The organism is Microbispora amethystogenes (assembly GCF_016863015.1).
Lineage (GTDB): Bacteria > Actinomycetota > Actinomycetes > Streptosporangiales > Streptosporangiaceae > Microbispora > Microbispora amethystogenes.
Genome location: NZ_BOOB01000021.1, coordinates 1 through 19,329 on the forward strand (window position 1 = coordinate 1; position 19,329 = coordinate 19,329).

The 19,329-nt window shown below is 73.0% G+C and carries 17 protein-coding genes; 14 read left to right on the forward strand and 3 right to left on the reverse strand.

The features are described 5' to 3' along the window. Positions 1–40 precede the first annotated feature (40 nt). Both Mam01_RS15835 and Mam01_RS15840 read left to right on the forward strand, forming a co-directional pair. A complete protein-coding gene (locus Mam01_RS15835) occupies positions 41–862 on the forward strand; it encodes an alpha/beta fold hydrolase (protein WP_204286087.1) in 822 nt (273 codons plus the stop codon). Between the two features lie 79 nt (positions 863–941). After that, complete coding sequence (locus Mam01_RS15840; protein ID WP_204286088.1) at positions 942–1,394, forward strand: VOC family protein; 453 nt, start codon at positions 942–944, stop codon at positions 1,392–1,394. Between the two features lie 22 nt (positions 1,395–1,416). Here Mam01_RS15840 and Mam01_RS15845 read toward each other — a convergent pair whose 3' ends face one another. Continuing rightward, entirely contained in the window at positions 1,417–2,574 is a 1,158-nt protein-coding gene (locus Mam01_RS15845) for an erythromycin esterase family protein (RefSeq protein WP_239101341.1), read from the reverse strand. Between the two features lie 90 nt (positions 2,575–2,664). Between Mam01_RS15845 and Mam01_RS15850 the strand changes: the two genes are divergently transcribed. Further along, positions 2,665–3,378 carry a TioE family transcriptional regulator gene (locus Mam01_RS15850; RefSeq protein WP_204286089.1) on the forward strand — a complete coding sequence of 238 codons (714 nt, stop codon included), beginning with the start codon at positions 2,665–2,667 and terminating at the stop codon, positions 3,376–3,378. Positions 3,379–3,409: 31 nt separating this feature from the next. Here the strand turns inward: Mam01_RS15850 and Mam01_RS15855 are convergent, their stop codons facing one another. Next, on the reverse strand, positions 3,410–4,132 hold the full coding sequence (locus tag Mam01_RS15855) for an SDR family NAD(P)-dependent oxidoreductase (protein ID WP_204286090.1): 723 nt from the start codon (positions 4,130–4,132) through the stop codon (positions 3,410–3,412). Positions 4,133–4,476: 344 nt separating this feature from the next. Here Mam01_RS15855 and Mam01_RS15860 point away from each other — a divergent pair, with 344 nt between their 5' ends. The 11 genes from Mam01_RS15860 to Mam01_RS15910 all read left to right on the forward strand — a co-directional run bounded on the left by Mam01_RS15860 (position 4,477) and on the right by Mam01_RS15910 (position 18,306). Further along, positions 4,477–5,853, forward strand: a complete 1,377-nt coding sequence (locus tag Mam01_RS15860; RefSeq protein ID WP_204286091.1) for an amidohydrolase family protein — start codon at positions 4,477–4,479, stop codon at positions 5,851–5,853. 73 nt (positions 5,854–5,926) lie between these two features. Further along, entirely contained in the window at positions 5,927–6,835 is a 909-nt protein-coding gene (gene puuE / locus Mam01_RS15865; protein WP_204286092.1) for an allantoinase PuuE, read from the forward strand. 11 nt (positions 6,836–6,846) lie between these two features. Continuing rightward, positions 6,847–7,872 (forward strand): NAD-dependent epimerase/dehydratase family protein, encoded by a 1,026-nt coding sequence (locus tag Mam01_RS15870; protein WP_204286093.1) that lies wholly within the window; start codon positions 6,847–6,849, stop codon positions 7,870–7,872. A 220-nt stretch (positions 7,873–8,092) separates the two neighbouring features. Further along, entirely contained in the window at positions 8,093–9,691 is a 1,599-nt protein-coding gene (locus tag Mam01_RS15875; RefSeq protein ID WP_204286094.1) for a thiamine pyrophosphate-binding protein, read from the forward strand. Between the two features lie 17 nt (positions 9,692–9,708). After that, complete coding sequence (locus Mam01_RS15880; RefSeq protein WP_204286248.1) at positions 9,709–11,151, forward strand: aminobutyraldehyde dehydrogenase; 1,443 nt, start codon at positions 9,709–9,711, stop codon at positions 11,149–11,151. Positions 11,152–11,273: 122 nt separating this feature from the next. Then, the gene (locus Mam01_RS15885; RefSeq protein WP_204286095.1) at positions 11,274–12,344 is read left to right on the forward strand and encodes an extracellular solute-binding protein; all 1,071 of its coding nucleotides are present in this window, start codon (positions 11,274–11,276) and stop codon (positions 12,342–12,344) included. 115 nt (positions 12,345–12,459) lie between these two features. Further along, the gene (locus Mam01_RS15890) at positions 12,460–13,431 is read left to right on the forward strand and encodes an ABC transporter permease (RefSeq protein WP_204286096.1); all 972 of its coding nucleotides are present in this window, start codon (positions 12,460–12,462) and stop codon (positions 13,429–13,431) included. Beyond that, positions 13,428–14,219 carry an ABC transporter permease gene (locus Mam01_RS15895; protein ID WP_150934151.1) on the forward strand — a complete coding sequence of 264 codons (792 nt, stop codon included), beginning with the start codon at positions 13,428–13,430 and terminating at the stop codon, positions 14,217–14,219. Before Mam01_RS15890 ends, Mam01_RS15895 begins: the two co-directional genes overlap by 4 nt. Continuing rightward, positions 14,216–15,340, forward strand: coding sequence for an ABC transporter ATP-binding protein (locus tag Mam01_RS15900; RefSeq protein WP_204286097.1), 1,125 nt, complete (start codon positions 14,216–14,218; stop codon positions 15,338–15,340). The genes Mam01_RS15895 and Mam01_RS15900 overlap by 4 nt, the downstream gene beginning before the upstream one ends. 113 nt (positions 15,341–15,453) lie before the next feature. Then, entirely contained in the window at positions 15,454–17,049 is a 1,596-nt protein-coding gene (locus tag Mam01_RS15905; RefSeq protein ID WP_204286098.1) for a zinc-binding metallopeptidase family protein, read from the forward strand. Between the two features lie 6 nt (positions 17,050–17,055). Next, the gene (locus tag Mam01_RS15910; protein WP_204286099.1) at positions 17,056–18,306 is read left to right on the forward strand and encodes an MFS transporter; all 1,251 of its coding nucleotides are present in this window, start codon (positions 17,056–17,058) and stop codon (positions 18,304–18,306) included. Between the two features lie 50 nt (positions 18,307–18,356). On the opposite strand, the gene Mam01_RS15915 is transcribed toward Mam01_RS15910, so the two are convergent. Continuing rightward, the gene (locus Mam01_RS15915) at positions 18,357–19,298 is read right to left on the reverse strand and encodes an Lrp/AsnC family transcriptional regulator (RefSeq protein WP_204286100.1); all 942 of its coding nucleotides are present in this window, start codon (positions 19,296–19,298) and stop codon (positions 18,357–18,359) included. Positions 19,299–19,329 lie beyond the last annotated feature (31 nt).

Here is a 19,329-nt window from a genome sequence, read left to right on the forward strand (position 1 = left end):
GTCAACTCCGCATCGGCATGAGCACACCTAGGCTGTTCCGGTGACGACTCTTCGGACCGTCACCGTCGACGGCTCCCCCGTCCACGTCCTGGAGAGCGGCACGGGGCCCGCGGTGCTGATGCTGCACGGCTCCGGACCCGGCACGACCGGATCCGGAGCCTGGGCGACGACGGCAGAGGCGCTGGCCACGTCCTGGCACCTGGTGGCTCCCGACCAGGCGGGGTTCGGCCGTACGCCGATCCCGGCGGGCTCCAGGGGTGGGCTCCGGCTGTGGACGGAGCAGGCCGCGGGCCTGATGGATGCTCTCGGTACCGAGCACTACGCCGTGGTGGGTCACTCCATGGGCGGTGCCGTGGCGCTGGCGTTGGCGGCCGCGCGTCCCCAGCAGGTCACCCATGTCGTGGCGGTCTCGACGATGGGCGCCCCCGGGGCGCCGCTGTCCGCCGACCTCGACGCGGTCTGGGCCGCTCCCGCCGGCCCGTCAGGGGCACGGGACATGTTGAGTCGCCTCGTCTTCGACCAGGCGCTCGTGACCGAGTCGGCCGTCGCTGCCCGTGCGGCCGCGATGGAAGCGGGGGCGGCCGCATACGCGTCGCTGTTCCCTCCACCCAGGGCACGTTGGGCCGACGACCTCACCCTCTCGGCGCGAACGCTGGCAGGGGTCCGCGCGCCCGTGCTGCTCGTCCACGGCGCCGAGGACCGACTGACCCCGCTCGGGACGGCGGCCCTGCCCCTGCTCGAACACCTGGCCGATGTCCGTCTGCACGTGCTCGGCCGATGCGGGCACGTGCCGGCGCTCGAGCACCCGCACGACTTCAGGAGACTCCTGTCGTGCTTCCTCGGCCGGGAACGAGGTCACTGATCGCTGCGACGGGTGCGCAGCCCGTCGTCGTGATGCCGCGGGTTGCGCCCTAACTCGGGTAACCACTATAACCAGTTACATGGCATTGAGCTGGAAGCTGGTCGTCGACAGCGTGAACGCGCCCGTGCTGGCGGACTTCTGGGCCGCGGCGCTGGGCTACGAGGTGGAGGATCCCAGCGCGCTCGTCGGGCAGTTGCTGGCCGCCGGTCACCTCCCGGAGGAGGCGGCCGCCGAGCACGGCGGCCGCAGGATCTTCCGCGGCTACGCCGCGATCCGCCACCCCGACGACCCCTTCGACGCCACCAGCGGCGTCGGGCTCGGGCGGCGGCTGCTCTTCCAGGACGTGCCCGAGGGCAAGACCGGCAAGAACCGCCTGCACATCGACGTGCACGGTGAGCCCGGTGGTCTCGACGCCCTGGTGGCACGGCTGGAAGGCCTCGGCGCCACCCGCGTCCGCGAGGTGGACAGGGGCCCTGCCGGTCACTGGTGGATCATGCTCGACCCGGAGGGCAACGAGTTCTGCGCCACGTAGGCGAGCCCGGCCCCCGAGCGCGTCAGCCCAGCTCGACCGCCTGCCTGAGGAAGACGACGCCGTCGATCGTGTCGAGCCGGGCCGGGTCGAGCGGGAAGTAGCGGAAATCCCGGGAGACGCGCGGTGCGGGTTCGGTGACGGCCTCGGCCAGGCGGCGGGCGTCGACGAGAGAGCGGTCCCACGGGAGCGTGGACAGGATGCCCTCGACGGTGTCCGGGGGAGGGGCGTCGTCGCCGGTCGTGCCGAGGGCCGAGGCGAGGAAGGCGTACCGGTCGCCCAGGTGCGCTCCGGCGATGGCCCCCGCGCTCCACCACTCCAGCGTCTGGTCGCCGAGCGGCATGACGCTCTTGTTCCGCTGCAGGTGGAGGTTGTGGCCGAAGACCAGGGCCGGGCCGTGGCCGGCGACGGCCCGCAGGTTGGCGGCCATCATCGCGTCGCGCTGCGCCGACAGGCGGGTCCACCGCGCCTCGGACGCGTCGGCCATCAAGTGGTGGTAGCGGAGCAGGCCGACGGCGGTGCGGGCGTAGAGCGCCGCCCGCTCCCCGTCGTCCGCGCTCAGCCGCGGGACCTGCGTGTCGAGCAGCGCCACCAGGTCGTCGGCGATCAGCCGCAGCCGCCGGGCGTCGGCGGATCGCCCGATCGACCGCGCCGGGTCCCTGGCCGTGGCCTCGTCCGACCACCGGTCGTCCGGGCCGAGCAGTTCGTCCAGCGCCTCGGGAGTGCAGGGGAGCGGACCGTCGAGGAGGGCGTACAGGGCGGTGAGTGCCTCGCGTGGGCTCGCCGCCCAATACTCCAGCGGGCCGTCGAAGCCGAAGAACCGGAGCTGCTCGTCGTGCTCCTCGTTGTACGCGCGCATCCAGCGGACGAGTTCCCGGTTGGCGGCCGACGCGCCGAAGTTGTGGCTGAAGCCGCGTTCCATGACGTCGTCGAGGTCGCCCGCGCCCGTCCTGACGTGGTCGTCCACCACCAGGCCCATGAGACAGTCGCTCTCGATCGCGAACGACCGGTAGCCCTCGTGCTCGACCAGATGCCGGAAGACCTCGTTGCGCACCTCGCCCAGCTCGCCCACGAAGTGTCTCGCCTCGCCCAGGCCGAGCAGCAGGGGCCGCGCCGGCAGCGAGCGGAGGAACGCCGAGACTCCCGCGCCGTCGAGCGGCCGGGCCATGTCCTTGATATCCATGCCTTCGACGGTATCGTTGAACCCTAGGTGGAAACTTTTCCCCGCTTAGTGCTGATGATCGGCGATGAACCTTCAATCGGAGATGCATCCATGAGGCCGGTGGACCTGGCGCGGGAGCACGGCCTGTCCACCCAGGCGGTCAGGAACTACGAGGACGCCGGGATCCTGCCCGCCGCCGGGCGCACCCCTTCCGGCTACCGCGTCTACACGCCGCTGCACGCGCGGGCGCTGCGCGCGTTCCTCTCCCTCGTGCCCGGGCACGGTCACCAGACGGCCACGTCGATCATGCAGGCGGTCAACCGGGGCGCCACCGAGGACGCGCTGCGGATCGTCGACGAGAGCCACGCCCGGCTCCTGGACGACCGCCGCACTCTGGAGGCCGTCGAGGCCGCGCTCCACGACCTGGCGCCCGTGCCGCGGGAACGCGGCGACACGATCGACAGCGACACCTTCAACGGCGACACCTTCATCGGCCCGCTGGCGAGAAGGCTCGGCCTCCGCCCGGCCACCCTGCGCAAATGGGAGAACGCCGGGCTGGTCCGCCCGCGGCGCGACCCGCGGACGGGTTACCGGGTCTACGGCACCGACGACGTACGGGACGTCCGGCTGGCCCACCAGCTCAGGCGGGGCGGCTACCTGCTGGAGCAGATCGCCCCGCTGATCGCCCAGGTCCGCTCGGCCGGTGGGGTCGCTCCGCTGGAGTCGGCCATGGGTGACTGGCAGGCCCGCCTGTCCGCCCGGGGCCGCGCCATGCTCAGGGGCGCCGCCGACCTGGACGTCTACCTCCGGACCCGCGACCCCTGACCGGGAGACCTTCGAAACAGGCCACGCCGGCTCACCTGGCCGTGTAGCCGCCGTCGGCGACCAGCACGCTGCCCGTCATGAACGAGGAGTCGGCCGAGAGCACGAACTCGACGACCGACGCGATCTCGGCGGGCTCCGCCAGCCGGCCGAGCGGGATGTTCGCCGCCGAGTCCGCGAGCGTTTTTCCGAGGCGCGCCTGCTCCCGCTCCAGCATGGGTGTCCTCGTGCCGCCCGGCGCCACGGCGTTGAAGCGGATGCCCTGCTCGGCGTTCTCCAGTGCGAGGACGCGCATCAGGTTGATCACCGCCGCCTTCGACGAGCTGTACGCGCTGAGCCCGGGAGCGCCGACCGTTCCGAGTTCGGACGCGATCGCCGCGAAGGAGGGGGCGGACGACCGCGCGAGCAGCGGCAGGGCCGCCCGGGCCAGCACGAAGACAGCACGCAGGTTGACGTTCAGCACCTCGTCGAACGCCTGCGGGGACGTCTCGGCGGCCGGAGCGGTGTAGCCGATCCCCGCGCAGGCCGCGACTCCGTCGAGGCGTCCCTCGGCCTCCCCGAGCTCGTGGAGCAGCGACTCGACGGCGGCCTCGTCGGCCACGTCGATCGCCCGGCTCACGATCTCGGAGTCCAGTCGCTCCAAGCCGCTTTCGTCGAGATCGGCCGCCCACACCCGCCAGCCGCGTTCGTTCAGGCGTCGCGCGGTCGCCGCGCCGATTCCCGACGCGGCTCCGGTCACCAGGACGGTTCCAGGCATCGTGCTTCCTCTCTCCCGGATCCCCGGCGTCTTCACGGATTTGTCAGATCGTGTAAATGTACGTCAGCTTTGATCGACCTGTGGGGGTGACAATATGCCGCCGCCTCTGTGGTATGTCCAGATTTCGCGACATCAAGGTTTGATAACGCCACCCCTCGGCCGCTTCGGCATGCGGGCTGAGCTGCACCGGAGTTGTCGCACAGCCAAGGCCGCCCGTCGGTGGTTGCCGGTGGTGCTGGAGGGCCTCGTGTGAAATCGATGTGAACACCTACCGACCCCTAGACAACTCTGGAAGACCTCTGTCACATTTGAGGAACATGAGCCGTCCAGCAGGAGGGACACCGGTGGACCACAGCTCGGACCAGCGCTTTCTTCGGGCGGCGCGGGTGTATCCCGCTCTCGGCGACGACGTCCTGCACGACGCGGTGGTCGAGACGCGGGGCGACCGCGTCGTACGGGTGCGTACTGCGGCGGACGCCGCCGACGACCTCGCCCGGCCGGGCGCCCGCGTGATCGACTACGGGGACGCCACCGTCGTCCCCGGTCTCGTCGACGCGCACTGCCACATCACGCTGACCGGCGACGGCACCCCGTACGAGCAGCAGGTTCTCGACTCGGACGAGATGATGGCGCTCATCGCCGTCAGCAACCTGCAGCGGCATCTCGCCTCCGGCGTCACCACGATCCGGGACAACGGCGGGCGCAACCGCATCGTGTTCGAGGTGCGGGAGGCCGTCGAGCGGGGCTATGTCAGAGGACCCCGGATGCTGCTGGCCGGCCGCCCCATCACGCATTCGTACGGGCACTTCTACTGGTGCAACGGAGTCGCGGACGGCGCCGACCAGATCCGCGCGGCCGTGCGCCGCCTGGTGGCCGAGGGCGCCGACCACATCAAGATCATGGCCTCCGGCGGGGCGACGGCCGGGAACATCCCCTACTACTCCTCCTACACCGCCGCCGAGATGCGCGTCGCCGTCGAGACGGCGCACGGCCTCGGCCGGTTGACCACCGCGCACTGCCGGGCCACGTCCTCGATGCTCAACGCGGTCGAGGCCGGCCTCGACTGCATCGAGCACGGGGAGTTCCTCGTACCGGGCGAGATGATGGAGTTCGGCGGCGGCGTCGCCTCCAGCGGTCGCATGGTCTACGACCCGGCGGTCGCCCAGACGGTGCACGACGCGGGCACCTACATCAGCTTCACCGCCCAGACCGGCGGCTGGGAGACGCTGGTCGACCTGCGAAGGCGGGCCGAGCGCGGCCCGCTCGGCGACACGGAGAAGGGCCGGGTCTCCGCCATCGAGGCCTACTTCGACATGAAGCTCGGCATCCTGTCGTCGATGCTGGCCGACGGCCTGGGCCCGCGCATCGCGATCAGCAGCGACGCCGGTCCGTACGACGTCGCCTTCGGCGGGCTCCAGCACGGCATCGAGCTCGCCGTGGCGGCCGGCCTGACCCCGCTCGCGGCCATCCGCGCGGCGACCGCGGTCGCCGCCGAGGCCTGCGGCATCGCCGACCAGGTCGGCACCCTCGCGCCCGGCCGCCTCGCCGACCTGCTCGTGGTCGGCGGCGACGCCACCCGCGACGTCTCCCGGCTGTGGGACGTGCGGGCCGTCTACCAGAGCGGACGGCTGGTCGCCCCACTGGTCGTCGACTCGGGCGCGGACACCGGCGTGGTCCCCCTCCTGCCGGTCCGGCCCGCCGCCTCCGTCCCCGACTGCTGACCCGCCCGAACCACCCCCGGCCCCCGAACCACCCCCGGCCCCCGGACCGCCCCCGTCGAGAGGTGAGAACCCCATGTACCCACGAGACCTCAAGGGATACGGCAGGCGCCCGCCGCACGCCGGCTGGCCGGGGGGCGCGAAGGTCGCCCTGCAGTTCGTCGTCAACTACGAGGAGGGCGGCGAGCGTTCGGTCCTGCACGGGGACCGGTGCTCGGAGGCGTTCCTGACCGAGGAGCCGACCCGGGAGTTCCCCAACGTCCGCAACCTCAACGTCGAGTCGCAGTACGAGTACGGCAGCCGCGCCGGGTTCTGGCGGTTGCACCGGCTGTTCACCGAACGGGGGCTGCCGGTCACGGTCTTCGGCATCGCCGAGGCCCTGGAGCGCAACCCCGAGGCGGTCGCCGCGATGCGGGAGGCGGAATGGGAGATCGCCTGCCACGGCCTGCGCTGGATCGACTACGCGGAGATGCCGGCCGATCAGGAGCGGGAGCACATCCGCCGCGCGATCGACCTGCACACCAGGGTCACCGGCAGCCGGCCCGAAGGCTGGTACACCGGCCGGATGAGCCCGAACACCCGCCGCCTGGTGGCGGAGGAGGGAGGGTTCCTGTACGACTCGGACTCCTTCGCCGACGACCTGCCCTACTGGGAGCACGTCGCCGGCCGGGCGCACCTGGTCGTCCCGTACACCCTGGACAACAACGACGGCCGCTACCTCAACACCTACGGCTTCCAGTCGGAGAGCTTCTCCGCCTATCTGCGCCGGGCGCTCGACCTGCTGCGCGAGGAGGGGGACGACCGGCCGAAGATGATGAGCGTCGGGCTGCACACGCGCATCGCCGGCCGCCCCGGCCGGGCCGCCGACCTGATGCGTTTCCTCGACCACGCCGCCGGGGCGGGCGACGTGTGGGTCACCCGCCGCGTCGACGTCGCCCGGCACTGGCACGAGACGCATCCCGCCGTCCCGGCGTCCGCGTCCTGAGGGGGCCGGCGATGCGTGTGCTGGTGACCGGAGCCTGCGGCTTCGTGATGAGCGTGTTCATCCGGCGCTTCCTCCAGGAGCACGAGGAGGCGCGGGTGCTGGCCCTCGACGTGGGCGAACCGGACGACGCCTGGTCGGGCCATCTGGCGGACGTCGCCGGCCGGGTGGACGTCGAGCGCTGCGACGTGCGCGACCGCGACCGCCTCGCGACGCTGTTCGCCCGGCACCGGCCCGAGACCGTGGTGCACGGCGCCACCGTGACCCTGGTGCCCGAGTGGGAGCGGGAGGACCCCGGGCGGTTCCTGGACGTCAACGTCATGGGCACCGCCGCCGTTTTGGACGCCGCCCGCCGCGCCGGCTCGGTCGGCCGGGTCGTCCACGTCAGCAGCGCGGCCGTGTACGGCGCCGGCGACCCCGGGCGTACGGAACCGCAGGACGAGGACACGCCCCTGGAGCCCGACGACATTTACGGCGTCAGCAAGGTGGCCGCCGAACTGGTGGCCAGACGTTTCGCCTCCCTCTACGGCATGAGCGTGCCGATCGTGCGGTTCACGAAGGTGTTCGGCCCGATGGAGCGGCCCACCTCCGCCCGGACCCTGATGTCCCTGCCGTACCACCTGGCGCGGGCCCTCGTCGCCGGGACGCCGCTGGCGGTGACGCCGCGGACGCTCCGGGCGGCCGGCGACTGGATCAGCGCGGTCGACGTCGCCGCCGCGCTCGGGCTGCTGTGCACCCGGCCGGACGTGGGCAGTGTCGCGTTCAACCTGGCCGGCGGGGCCGGTGTCCCGGTGCCGCGGCTGGCCGAGTTGTTCGGCGTCGAGCTGGTCGCCGACCCGGCCACCGATTCGGAGCGGGCGGTCGCCGACATGGACCCCGCGCTGCGCTCGGGCAAGGACGGGATCTACGACGTGGGGAGGGCGGCGCGGCTCCTGGGGTGGCGGCCGCGCGACCTGGCGCGGCAGGTCGGCGAGTACCGGGAGTGGGCCCTCGCGCACTGGACCCCGGAGACCCTCGCCGGCCCCGGCGGCGTGACGTAGGCACTTCTCACATACGCGCGCCACATATCGCTGACCAACTCAAAAACACTCACCAAGATCCTCAGATCGCTAAATTTACCGTTTGGAAACCCGAGATGATGCACAACCGAAATCGGCGAGGAGTGTTCTGGTCGTGTCGCCCGCCGCGCACCACCCGGAGAGGCCGATGGCTCGTGAACCCTTCCCCTTCAGCCCCCCGCACCCTCGTGGAGCCGGCCGCGTGAGCGCGCGGCGCACGACCGGGACCGCCATGGCCGAGGCGCTCGCCGCCAACGGGGCGGACCTCGCCTTCGGCATCCCCGGCACGCACAACCTGGAGCTCTACCGCGGCATGGCGGCGAGCGGGATCCGCCACGTGGTGACGCGGCACGAGCAGGGCGCGGGCTACGCGGCGGACGGGTACGCCCGGGTCACCGGCCGTCCGGGGCTCGTCGTCACCACCAGCGGGCCCGGCCTGATGAACGCCATGGCCGCGATGGGCACCGCCTACGCCGACTCCGTACCGCTCCTGGTGCTCTCACCCGGGGTGCCCACCGGCCTGGAGCGCGCCGACTTCGGGTGGCTGCACGAGATGAAGGACCAGCGGGCCGCCGCCGACGCGGCGGTGGCGCGCAGCGTCCGGCCCGGCACCCCGGCGCAGGCCGTCGACGCCGTCCACGAGACCTTCGCCCGCTGGGCGGCCGAGCGGCCGCGTCCGGTGCACATCGAGGTGCCGCTGGACGTACTCGAGGCGCCCTGGGACGGCGAGGTTCCGGGCCCCTGGCGCGCGCCGCACCCGCCGGCGCCGTCCCGGGCGGCGGTGACGGAGGCCCTCGCCCTGCTCTCGCGGGCCGCGGCCCCGGTGATCGTCGCCGGGGGAGGCGCGCTGGGCGCCACCGCGCCGCTGCGGGCGGTCGCCGAGGCGCTCGGCGCGCCGGTGGTCACCACCACCGCGGGCAAGGGAGTGCTCGACGAGGACCATCCGCTGGCCGTCGGCCCGTTCCCCGGCTTCGCCGCCGCCCGCGGATTGATGGAGGACGCCGACGTCCTGCTCGTGGTGGGCAGCGAACTCGGCGACGCCGAACTGCCCGACCGCCTGGCGCCGCGCGGCGCCGTCATCCGGATCGACCTCGACCCGGCCCAGCTGCACAAGAACCTCCGCGCCGCGCTGCCGGTGCACGCCGACGCCCGGGAGACGCTGACCGCGCTGGCGGCCGGGCTCGCCGGACCGGCCGGGACGGAACGTGCCGCAGAAGGGGAACGGCGGGCGGCCGGAACCCGGGCCGGGTGCCTGGAGCAGGCCGCGGAGCAGGGCGGCCGGTGGCGTGAGGTGCAGGACGCGCTGCGGGCCGAGCTGCCCGGCGACGTCGTCGTGGTGGGCGACAGCTCCCAGGTCTCCTATCTGGGCACCGCGCCGTTCTGGCCGTTCTCCGCGCCGCGCCGCTACCTCGCGCCGGTCGGATACTCCACCCTCGGGTACGCCCTGCCGGCGGCGATCGGGGCGCGGCTCGCGGAGCCCGCGCGGCCGGTGGTGGCCCTGCTCGGCGACGGCGCGTTCATGTTCAGCGCCCAGGAGCTGGTCACCGGCGCCGAGCTGGGGCTCCCGCTTCCCGTGGTGATCCTCGACAACCACGGCTTCGGCGAGATCCGGCAGAACATGCTCGACCGCGACATCGCGCCGTACGCGGTGGACCTGGCCCGTCCCGACTTCGCGGCGCTCGCCCAGGCGATGGGCTGCCACGGCGTCCGGGTGACGGACGCCGCCGGCGCGGCCAAGCAGGCCGCCGCCGCGCTGACGGCCGCACGGCCGACCGTGATCGTCTGGGAGGTCGGATCGTGATGGAGAGGGGGATCGTGATGGAGGCGGGGCTCGTGAGAACCGTACGCAACATGATCGACGGGCGGTGGCGGGACGCCGCGGACGGGCGCACCGCCGAGGTGGTGGACCCGAGCACCGAGAAGGTGATCGCGGCCGCGCCGGTGTCGGCCGCGGTGGACGTGGACGCCGCGTGCCAGGCGGCCGAGCGGGCCTTCGCCGGGTGGCGGCGGACCACGCCGCGCGTCCGGCAGGACCTGCTGCTGCGGCTGGCCGACGCCGTCGCCGCCCGGGCGGGGGAGCTGGCCGAGGCCGAGTCGGCGAACACCGGCAAGCCCGCGGCCGCGTCGGCGGCCGAGGTGGCCGAGTGCGTGGACGTGCTGCGGTTCTTCGCCGGGGCGGCCCGTCTGCTGGAGGGCAGGTCGGCGGGGGAGTACCTCGACGACCACACCTCGATGATCCGGCGTGAGCCCGTCGGGGTGTGCGCCCAGGTGACGCCGTGGAACTACCCGCTGATGATGGCGGTCTGGAAGATCGCCCCCGCGCTCGCGGCGGGCAACACGGTGGTGCTGAAACCCGGCGACACCACGCCGCTCACCACGGTGCTGCTCGCCGAGATCGCGGCCGGGATCCTGCCGTCCGGCGTCGTCAACGTGGTGTGCGGCGACCGCGACACCGGGCGCGCCCTGGTGTCCCACGAGATCCCGCAGATGGTCTCCATCACCGGGTCGGTCAGGGCCGGGACGGAGGTGGCCGTCGCGGCGTCGGCGTCGCTCAAGCGCCTCCACCTGGAGCTCGGCGGCAAGGCGCCGGTGCTGGTCTTCGCCGACGCCGAACTGGACGTCGCCGTCCGCACGGTCGCCGAGGCCGGGTACGCCAACACGGGCCAGGACTGCACCGCGGCCACCCGGGTGCTGGTGCACGAGAGCGTCCACGACGAGTTCCTGGCGGGGCTGACCGCCGCGGCGGCGGCCGTCCGCGTCGGGCCGCCGGGTGACCCGGCGGCGGCGATCGGCCCGCTCAACAACGCGGCCCAGCTCCGGCGGGTGTCCGGGTTCGTGGAACGGCTGCCGGCACACGCCACCGTGACGACCGGCGGGGCCCGCGCCGCCGGCGAGGGCTACTTCTTCGCCCCCACCGTCGTGGCCGGCGTGCGGCAGGCCGACGAGGTGGTGCGTGAGGAGGTCTTCGGGCCGGTGGTGACCGTGCAGCCCTTCACCGCCGAGGAGGAGGCGGTGGCGCTCGCCAACGACACGGCGTACGGCCTCGCCTCCAGCGTGTGGACGCGGGACAACGCCCGTGCGCTGCGTGTCGCCGCCCGCCTCGACTTCGGGGCGGTCTGGCTCAACACCCACATGACCATGGTCTCCGAGATGCCGCACGGGGGCTTCAAGCACTCGGGCTACGGCAAGGACATGTCGGCCTACGGGTTCGACGACTACACGCGGATCAAGCACGTCATGAGCTTCACCGGGGAGCGGTGAGCGGTCGCCGCCGCGCACCGGACACGTCCGCCCGGACCGGGCCGGGCCGCGGGAGGGGGCCGGCGAACCGGTGCCCGGCCGGGCGGACGACCACCAAGGAAAAAGGAAAGGTAAGTGAGAACGTGAAGGTTTCACGCAATTTGTGGGCCGTCACTTCGCTGGCGCTGGCCCTCACCCTCACCGCCGCGTGCGGCGGAGGGAGCGGGAGCGGTGACGCCGGCGCGTCCGGCGACTCCGGTTCCGTCACCTACGCGGGCTTCGGCGGGACCGGCCAGGAGGCCATCGCCAAGGCGTGGCTCGACCCGTACGGCAAGGAGAGCGGCGTCAGGGTGGTCCAGGACAACCCCGTGACGTACGCCAAGATCCACCAGATGGTCGACGCCAAGAACGTGACCTGGGACATCGCCCAGGGCGGGGTCGACTTCGGGCTGGAGGGCAACCCGCGCCTGGAGGACATCGACTGCTCGGTCGTCGCCTGCGACGACTACGCGGACGGGCCGTTCAAGGTCTACAAGCAGGGCGTGCCGCTGTTCGTCTTCTCGATCGTGCTCGCCTACAACACCGACAAGTTCGGGGGCAACCCGCCCAAGAACTACGCCGCCTTCTTCGACACCGCGAAGTATCCCGGCAAGCGGGCCATCGACGGCACCGCCGGCTTCCAGGGCATCCTGGAGGCGGGGCTGATGGCGAACGGCACCCCCCGCGACAAGCTCTACCCGCTCGACGTCGACGCCGCGCTGAAGCTCCTGGAGCCGATCAAGGACGACCTGATCGTCTTCAAGGACGCCGCGGAGTGCATCAACCTGGTCTCCTCCGGCGAGGCCGTCATGGGCAACTGCTACAACGGGCGCGTCAAGCTGGCCAAGGACGAGGGCCAGCCGATCGACAACACCTGGGGCCAGCAGATCTACCTCTGCGACTACCTCTTCGTGCCGAAGGGCGCCAAGGACAAGGCGAACGCGATGAAGCTCATCGCCTACATCGCCAAGGCGGCCAACAACGGGAAGATCACCGAGTACATCCCGTACGGCCCGGCCAACCCCAAGGCCACGGCCTCCGGCACGTACGCCGCGGACGCCCCGACCGCCCACCAGCTGGAGGGCGAGGACGCCCCGATCGTCATGGACTCCGCCTGGTGGAACGCCAACATGGAGAAGGCGATCGAGAAGACCACCGCCTGGCTGGCGGGCTGACCACCGTGACGGCGGCCCGGCCGTGCCCGAGAGCGGAACGTGCTCGCACGCGGAACGCGGAAGCGGAACGCGCGGTGGAACGCGCGGCGAAGCGCGGACCGAAAAGAGGAGCACAGTGAGCGCACTTTCCCAGATCCCCTCCCGCGCGTCGTCTCCCGGCCCGCAGGCGGGGCCCGAGGCCGGCTCGGCCGTCCGGGCCGGTCACGGCGCCGGGCCCGGCGAAGGCCCTGCCCGCGCCCGGCGTTTCCCCCGGCCCGACTTCTGGAGCGGCGCCGGCCTGCCCGGCCTGGTCTTCGTCGTCGCCGCGTTCGTCGTCCCGATGGCCGTGGTGGTGGTCAAGAGCCTGACCGACCCCTCGCCGGCGAACTACACCGCGATCTTCACCAGTTCGGTCTACCAGCGCTCCGTCGTGGACACCCTGCAGATGGCGCTGGTGGTCACCGTTCTGTGCCTGCTGATCGGATATCCGTACGCCTACGCGATGGCCAGGTCAGGGACGGCCATGCGCACCTTCCTGATGGTCGCGCTGATGCTGGCCTTCTGGACGAGCCTGCTGGTGCGCACCTACGCCTGGCAGATCGTGCTGAACGACACCGGTCTCGTGAACACCGCGCTGCGCGACTGGCTCGGCCTCACGTCCGCCCCGATCCACATGATCAGGACACCCTTCGCGGTCTACGTCGGCATGGTCCACATCCTCCTGCCGTACGCCGTGCTCGCGTTGTTCGCCCAGCTCCGCTCGATCGACCCGGACGTCGAGCGGGCCGCGCAGGTGATGGGGGCGCGGCCGTGGCGCGTGTTCGCGCGGGTCACCCTGCCCCTGTCGCTGCCCGGCGCGGTGGCCGGAGGCGTCCTGGTGTTCGTCCTCGCCCTGGGCTTCTACATCACGCCGCAGCTGCTCGGCGGCGCCCGCCAGGTGTACGTGGGGCAAGCGATCATGCAGCAGATCGAGCAGTTCCTCAAACCGGGCGTCGGCGCGGCGATGGCGGTCCTGCTGTTCGTCGCGGTGCTGGCCGTCCTCGGGCTCGCCGCCCGGTTCGTCGGCCTGGGCAGGATCCTCGGTGTCGGCATGGGGAGGCGGCGATGAGGGCCGGCCTCGGCGTGCGGCTGTTCGCCTGCCTGATCGCGCTGCTGTTCGTCACGCCCACCCTGATCGTCGCGGCGACCTCGGTGACCTCCGGCTCGATGGTGACCTTCCCGCCCAAGGGCTTCTCCCTGCGCTGGTTCCAGGAGGTCCTCACCGATCCCGAGTGGCTCACCGCGCTCGGCAACAGCGCGCAGGTGGGGCTGCTCGCCGCGGTCCTGGCGATGGCGGCGGGCACCTCGCTCGCCTTCGCCGCGGCGCGCAGCCGCTTCCTGCCGCCCGCCCTCGTCACCGGCCTGGCCGTGCTGCCGATGACGGTGCCGCTCGTCGTCGCCGGCATCGGCTTCTACCTGGTCTACATCCGGGTCGGCCTGTCGGGGAACGTGCTCAGCCTGGGCATCGCCCACGCGGTGCTCGGCCTGCCGTTCGTGTTCGTGAACGTCCTGGCCGCGCTCACCGGCGTGGACCGCCGCGTCGAGGAGGCGGCCCGCGTGTCCGGGGCGACCGAGGCGGTCACGCTCCTGCGGATCACGCTGCCCCTGGTGGCCCCGGCCGCGCTGGTCGGCGGCGTGCTGGCCTTCGTCTCCTCCTGGGACGAGGTGGTCGTCGCCCTGTTCCTGAACACGCCGCAGTTCCGCACCCTGCCCGTCGTCATGTGGAGCCAGGTGCGCTCCGGCGTCGAGCCGTCCATCTCGGCGGTCGCGACGCTGATCACCCTCGTCTCGCTGCTCATGGCCGCCCTGGTCCTGGTGGGGCCGGCCGTGGTGAAGAAGGTAAGGAGAAGGACGTGACCGAGACGGCAACCCAGGCCGGCCCCGCCGGCCAGGAGGGCTCGCCGGGGGCGAGGGTCGAACTGGCCGGCATCGTGAAGGTGTACGGCGAGACGCGGGCCGTCGACGACGTGTCGCTGACCGTCGAGCCCGGTCAGTTCCTCACGCTGCTCGGCGCCTCGGGGTCGGGCAAGACCACGCTCCTGCGGATCATCGCCGGCTTCGTGGACGCCGACGAGGGCCGGATCGTGGTGAACGGCCGCGACATCTCCCAGGTCCCGGTGCACCAGCGCGGGATCGGCATGGTGTTCCAGAACTACGCGTTGTTCCCGCACCTGTCGGTCGCCGCCAACGTCGGCTTCCCGCTGGAGATGCGGGGGGTGCGCCGCCGCGACCGGGCGGCGCTGGTCGAGCGGGCGCTGGAGGCGGTGCACCTCGGCGGGTACGGCCGGCGCTCCCCGAAGGAGCTGTCCGGCGGGCAGCAGCAGCGGGTGGCGCTGGCCAGGGCCATCGTGGCCCGGCCGCCGCTGCTGCTGATGGACGAGCCGCTCGGCGCCCTCGACCGCAGGCTCCGCGAGGCCATGCAGATCGAGATCCGCAGGCTCAGCCGCGAGCTCGGGCTCACCGTCATCAACGTCACCCACGACCAGGAGGAGGCGCTGACGATGAGCGACCGCATCGCGCTGCTCGCCGGCGGCCGGCTGGTCCAGCACGGCACGCCCGAGGAGCTGTACGGGCTGCCCGAGAGCGAGGTCGCCGCCCGCTTCCTGGGCGAGTCCAACCTGTTCCGCGGCCGGGTCCGGCGGGAGGGCGCCGACTCCGTGCTGGCCCTGCCGTACGGGCGGGTGCTCGTCCCCGGCGACACGCCGGGGGAGCGGGAGGCGGTCGTCGTGGTGCGGCCGTCGGCCATCCGCATCCGGCCCGCCGGGGCGGAGCCGTCCGCGTCCGTCTCCCGCATGCCCGGCGTGGTGAGCGCCGACATCTACGCCGGCGACTCGCGCAAGGTCCTGGTCGCGGGCGCCGACGGCGCCGAACTGGTGGTCAGGTGCGAGTCCGGCGCCCCGCTGCCGTGCTCCGTGGGCGACGAGGTCGTCCTGGAGTGGGACCCCGGCTCCTGCCACATCATCCCCGGCGCGGCCTGACCGCGCCCGACCTGCGACGAGGGCGCCGCCAGGCGGCCGCCCACGCCTCCGGCATGCCCGGAAACCCCCGCAAACCCCGGGAACAACACCCAGAACAAGGAACGAGGAACGACATGGGACTGACCGAGCGCCAGCGCGCCGGAGTCGCCGCGGTGGAGGAACTCGGCAAGGAACTCTCGGAGTTCCACCGCCTCATCTGGTCGTACGCCGAGCCCGCCTGGCGGGAGTACCGGTCGGCGCAGGCGTACGTCGACCTGCTGAAGGCGGAGGGCTTCGAGGTGGAGGTGGGGTCGGGCGACATGCCGACCGCCTTCCACGCCCGGTGGGGCGACGACGGCCCCGCCATCGGGATGTACTCCGAGTACGACGCCTCGCCGGGTTACTCCCAGGACACCGTGCCCTACCGGCAGCCGCGCCCCGGCCTCCACCCGTGGGCGCCGGGCTTCACCGACGCGCACTCGGCCCTGGGCGTCGGCGCCCTCGCCGGGGCGCTCGCGACCAAGCGGGCGATCGAGCGCACCGGCGGCCGGGGGGTCGTCCACCTGTTCGGCGAGCCGGCCGAGAAGGTGTGCGGTTCCAAGCCCGTGCACGCCGCCAAGGGCTACTACGACGAGCTCGACGCGGTGATCAGCTACCACCCGCTGTTCGAGAACACGGCGGTGTGGGACATCCACAACTGCCTGTACTGGTCGGCGGTCTTCACCTTCCAGTGCTTCGAGGCGCAGCGGGACGACGCCCCGCCGTGGATCGACGGCGACCCCCTGGAGGGGTCGGGCATGGGCGCGCACAACAGCGTCCGCTCCCCGGGGGCGCTGGACGCGCTCGGGCTGATGATCACGGCGACGAAGTACGCCAAGGAGAACATGTTCCCCCGGACCGGCCTGTGGTCGCTCAACGAGGCGATCCTGGGCGCGGCCAACGCGACCGCCGACAACCTGCCGCCCCGGATCACCCAGATCCAGTTCAGCTGGCGCTCGCCCCTGATCGGCGTCCAGGAGCAGATCCTGGAGGTGCTCAGGCGCAACGCCAGGCACGTCGCCGGGCTGGCCAACTGCGAGGTCTCGATGCGCTGGGTGACCCGCACCCGGCCGGGCCTGAAGAACCACGTCATGGCGCAGGCGACGTACGAGAACCTGCTGGAGCTGGGGCCGCGCCGGTTCGCGCCCGAGGCGTACGAGTTCGCCCGCGAACTGGAGCGCACCCTCGGGCACGCGCCCTCCGACGACCCCTTCCGGCCGATGCTGCACCAGGTCACCGACCCGCGCGACCACGACGCGGCCACCCGCGCCACCCTCCCGCCGTGGCAGGACTGCACCGGGGCCGACGACTGCACCGAGTACACCTGGCACGCCCCCACCGTGCGCTTCTACACGGCCAAGCCGCTGCTGCGGGTGGTGGGGGAGGACCTCAACCACTGGGCCAACAACGCCATGAACGGCCTGGCCCCGGCGATCGACCCGGTGTGGGGCTACGCCGGCGAGGTCATCGCCGCGACCGCGCTGCGGCTCATCGACGACAGCGGACTGCTGGGCGCCGCCACGGAGGAGTTCCGGCGCAACCGCGAGGCCGCGCCCGAGGCGCTGCGCGACCCGCTGCTGCCGCGCGACTTCGCGCCGCCCGTCGAGCTGCCCTGGCCCGAGTACGTGACCACCGCCCGCGGCTTCGAGTGGCAACTGCCGACCACCACGGACTTCGGCGAGAAGCTCTAGCCGTCCGTGGGAACACTCTCCCGCCCCCGCCGCGACCCGGGTGCGCCGGTGGGGGCGAGCGGGACCGCGCTCGCGGTCACGATGGTCGGCGCGCTGTTCCTCACCGAGGGACTGGTGCAGATCCTGCTGCCGATCGGCCTGGAGGCGAGCGGCGCCGGGTCCGGGCTGCTGATCGGCGTGCTGCTCGCACTCGCCCAGGGCGCCGGCGTGGTCATGTCCCCGCCCGCGGCCCTGCGCGCCGACCGGCACGGGCGCGGCGGCGTGCTGTTCGCCGGCGGCCTCGTCCTCGCGGCGTGCGCGGCCGCGCTCGCCGCCGCCACGTCGTTCTCCTCGGCGTGGATCTGGGTGCTGCCGCTGCTCGGGTACGGCCTGGCCAGGGGCTCCGTCGTGACCACCACGCTGGCGGTGGTCGCCCGGTCCGGCGACCGCTACCGGACCCAGGGCCTCAACGGCGCGGCACAGCGCCTGTCGGCCGCGGTGGCGGCGACGCTGTCGGTCGTCCTGCTGGCGCGCCTCGGCACCGGGGGCGCCGCCGGGCCCGGGCTCTGGCTGGTCGTCCTGTCGGCCCTGGCCTTCGCGCTGCTCGCGCGGCGGGTGCGGGGCCGGGCCGACCGGGACGACCCCGCCGCCCTGACCGGCACGGCCGGCGCGCGCGCCGGCTACGCGGCGTCGCTGCGCATGCTGCGCCGCGAGCCCGCCCTGCAGGCGTCGTCGCTGATCAACCTCAACCTGAACACCGTGGTCCTGCTCGGCAACTCCTTCTATCCGATCGCGCTCGACGTGCCCGCCGAGCGGCTGCCGGGGCTGGTGCTGACGCTGCTGCTGTGCCGCGACCTGACCTCGGTCGCCGCCGGGCCCTTCTTCGGGCGGGTGGTCGCCCGCATCGGGCTGCGCGGCGCGGTGACGGTGTCCGGCGTGTGCGCGGTGGCCGGGCTGGCCGCGGTGGGGCTGGCCGGGAACGGCTTCGCCGGGGTCGCGGCGGGCGCCGTGCTGCACGGGCTGGCCGGGGCCACCGGCATCGGGGCCACCAACCTGCTGGCGACCGCGAGCACTTCCGCCGGAGGCACCGGCCTGCGGCTGGCCGCGACGAACTATCTCAACGGAGTGGGCATGCTGGTCCTGCCGGTGGTCTTCGGAGCGCTGCTCGACGTCTCCGGGCCCCGCGGCGTGTTCCTGGCCGGCGCCTGCGTCTCCGCCGCGATGCTCGCGGGCGTCCTGGCGCGCACCCCCGCCGCGTCCCCTGCGCGGGCACGGTGACAGGCACGGTGACAGGCACGGTGACAGGCACGGCGCGGCGGGCGGACGCGTCAGCCGGCGGCGGTCTCGAACCGCCACGGGCGGGGCAGCACCAGGACGCGCGCGTAGGGCAGCACGGTCAGGTCGCGCACGCCGTCCACGGCGACGACGCGGCGCGTCAGCGCGGCCAGGTCCCGCGCCGAGCCGCAGGCCGCCTCGGCCACGACATGGAACCGGCCCGCCGTCAGCGTGACGATCGGCAGCTCGGGCAGCGCGACCAGGGCGTCCAGGGCGGCCTCGGGGGAGCCGTCCAGGGTGATCCCGACGGAGGCCATCATGATGACGGGATCGGTGGACACCCGGTCGACCATCGCGGTCGCCTGGATCGTGCCGTCGCGGAACAGCGTCTGCGCCCGCTTGCGCACCACCCAGTAGGGGACCCCGAGCTCGTCCTCCATCTCCCGGAAGCTGGCCCTCGGGTTGTCGACGAGCAGGCGCAGCAACGCCACGTCGAGGTCGTCGAGCTCCGGCCGCCTCGGCGCCGGCGGCCCGGACCGCCGCGGCCTGCCCTGGCTTTCCCACTTGGCCACGTCGAGCTGGCGCCAGACCTCGTGGTCCCCCACGCCCTCGATCGTGCCGGCGATCCGCTGCACGATGTCGGCGAGGTCCGCGTCGTCGCGGGCGGCGACCTCGCACATGACGTCGTACGGGCCGATCGTCTGGGCGGCGAAGGTGACCTGGGGAGTGGCGTTGAGCGCGACGCGCAGCCGCTCGACGGGGCCGCGGTAGCGCAGGCCGACGGTGCCGAGCACGTCGTAGCCGAGGACGGCGGGGTCCACCAGCCCGATCACCCGCAGGACGCCGTCGCCGGCCAGGCGCGCCATGCGGGCGCGGACCGCGTCGGCCGACAGGCCGACCTGTTCTCCGATCCGGGCCAGCGGAGCCCGGCCGTCCTCCCGCAGCAGGCCGACGATCGCCTGGTCCTGCGCGTCAAGTTCGTATCGCTGCGTCAAGGATCCGCTTCCCGTTCCCGTCACCCGCCCG

Coding starts and splice junctions, on each gene's coding strand:
- Mam01_RS15840 (WP_204286088.1), top strand. CDS start 942: ATGGCATTGAGCTGGAAGCTGGTCGTCGACAGCGTGAACGCGCCCGTG.
- Mam01_RS15845 (WP_239101341.1), bottom strand. CDS start 2,574: ATGGATATCAAGGACATGGCCCGGCCGCTCGACGGCGCGGGAGTCTCG.
- Mam01_RS15850 (WP_204286089.1), top strand. CDS start 2,665: ATGAGGCCGGTGGACCTGGCGCGGGAGCACGGCCTGTCCACCCAGGCG.
- Mam01_RS15855 (WP_204286090.1), bottom strand. CDS start 4,132: ATGCCTGGAACCGTCCTGGTGACCGGAGCCGCGTCGGGAATCGGCGCG.
- puuE (WP_204286092.1), top strand. CDS start 5,927: ATGTACCCACGAGACCTCAAGGGATACGGCAGGCGCCCGCCGCACGCC.
- Mam01_RS15870 (WP_204286093.1), top strand. CDS start 6,847: ATGCGTGTGCTGGTGACCGGAGCCTGCGGCTTCGTGATGAGCGTGTTC.
- Mam01_RS15880 (WP_204286248.1), top strand. CDS start 9,709: ATGGAGGCGGGGCTCGTGAGAACCGTACGCAACATGATCGACGGGCGG.
- Mam01_RS15895 (WP_150934151.1), top strand. CDS start 13,428: ATGAGGGCCGGCCTCGGCGTGCGGCTGTTCGCCTGCCTGATCGCGCTG.
- Mam01_RS15905 (WP_204286098.1), top strand. CDS start 15,454: ATGGGACTGACCGAGCGCCAGCGCGCCGGAGTCGCCGCGGTGGAGGAA.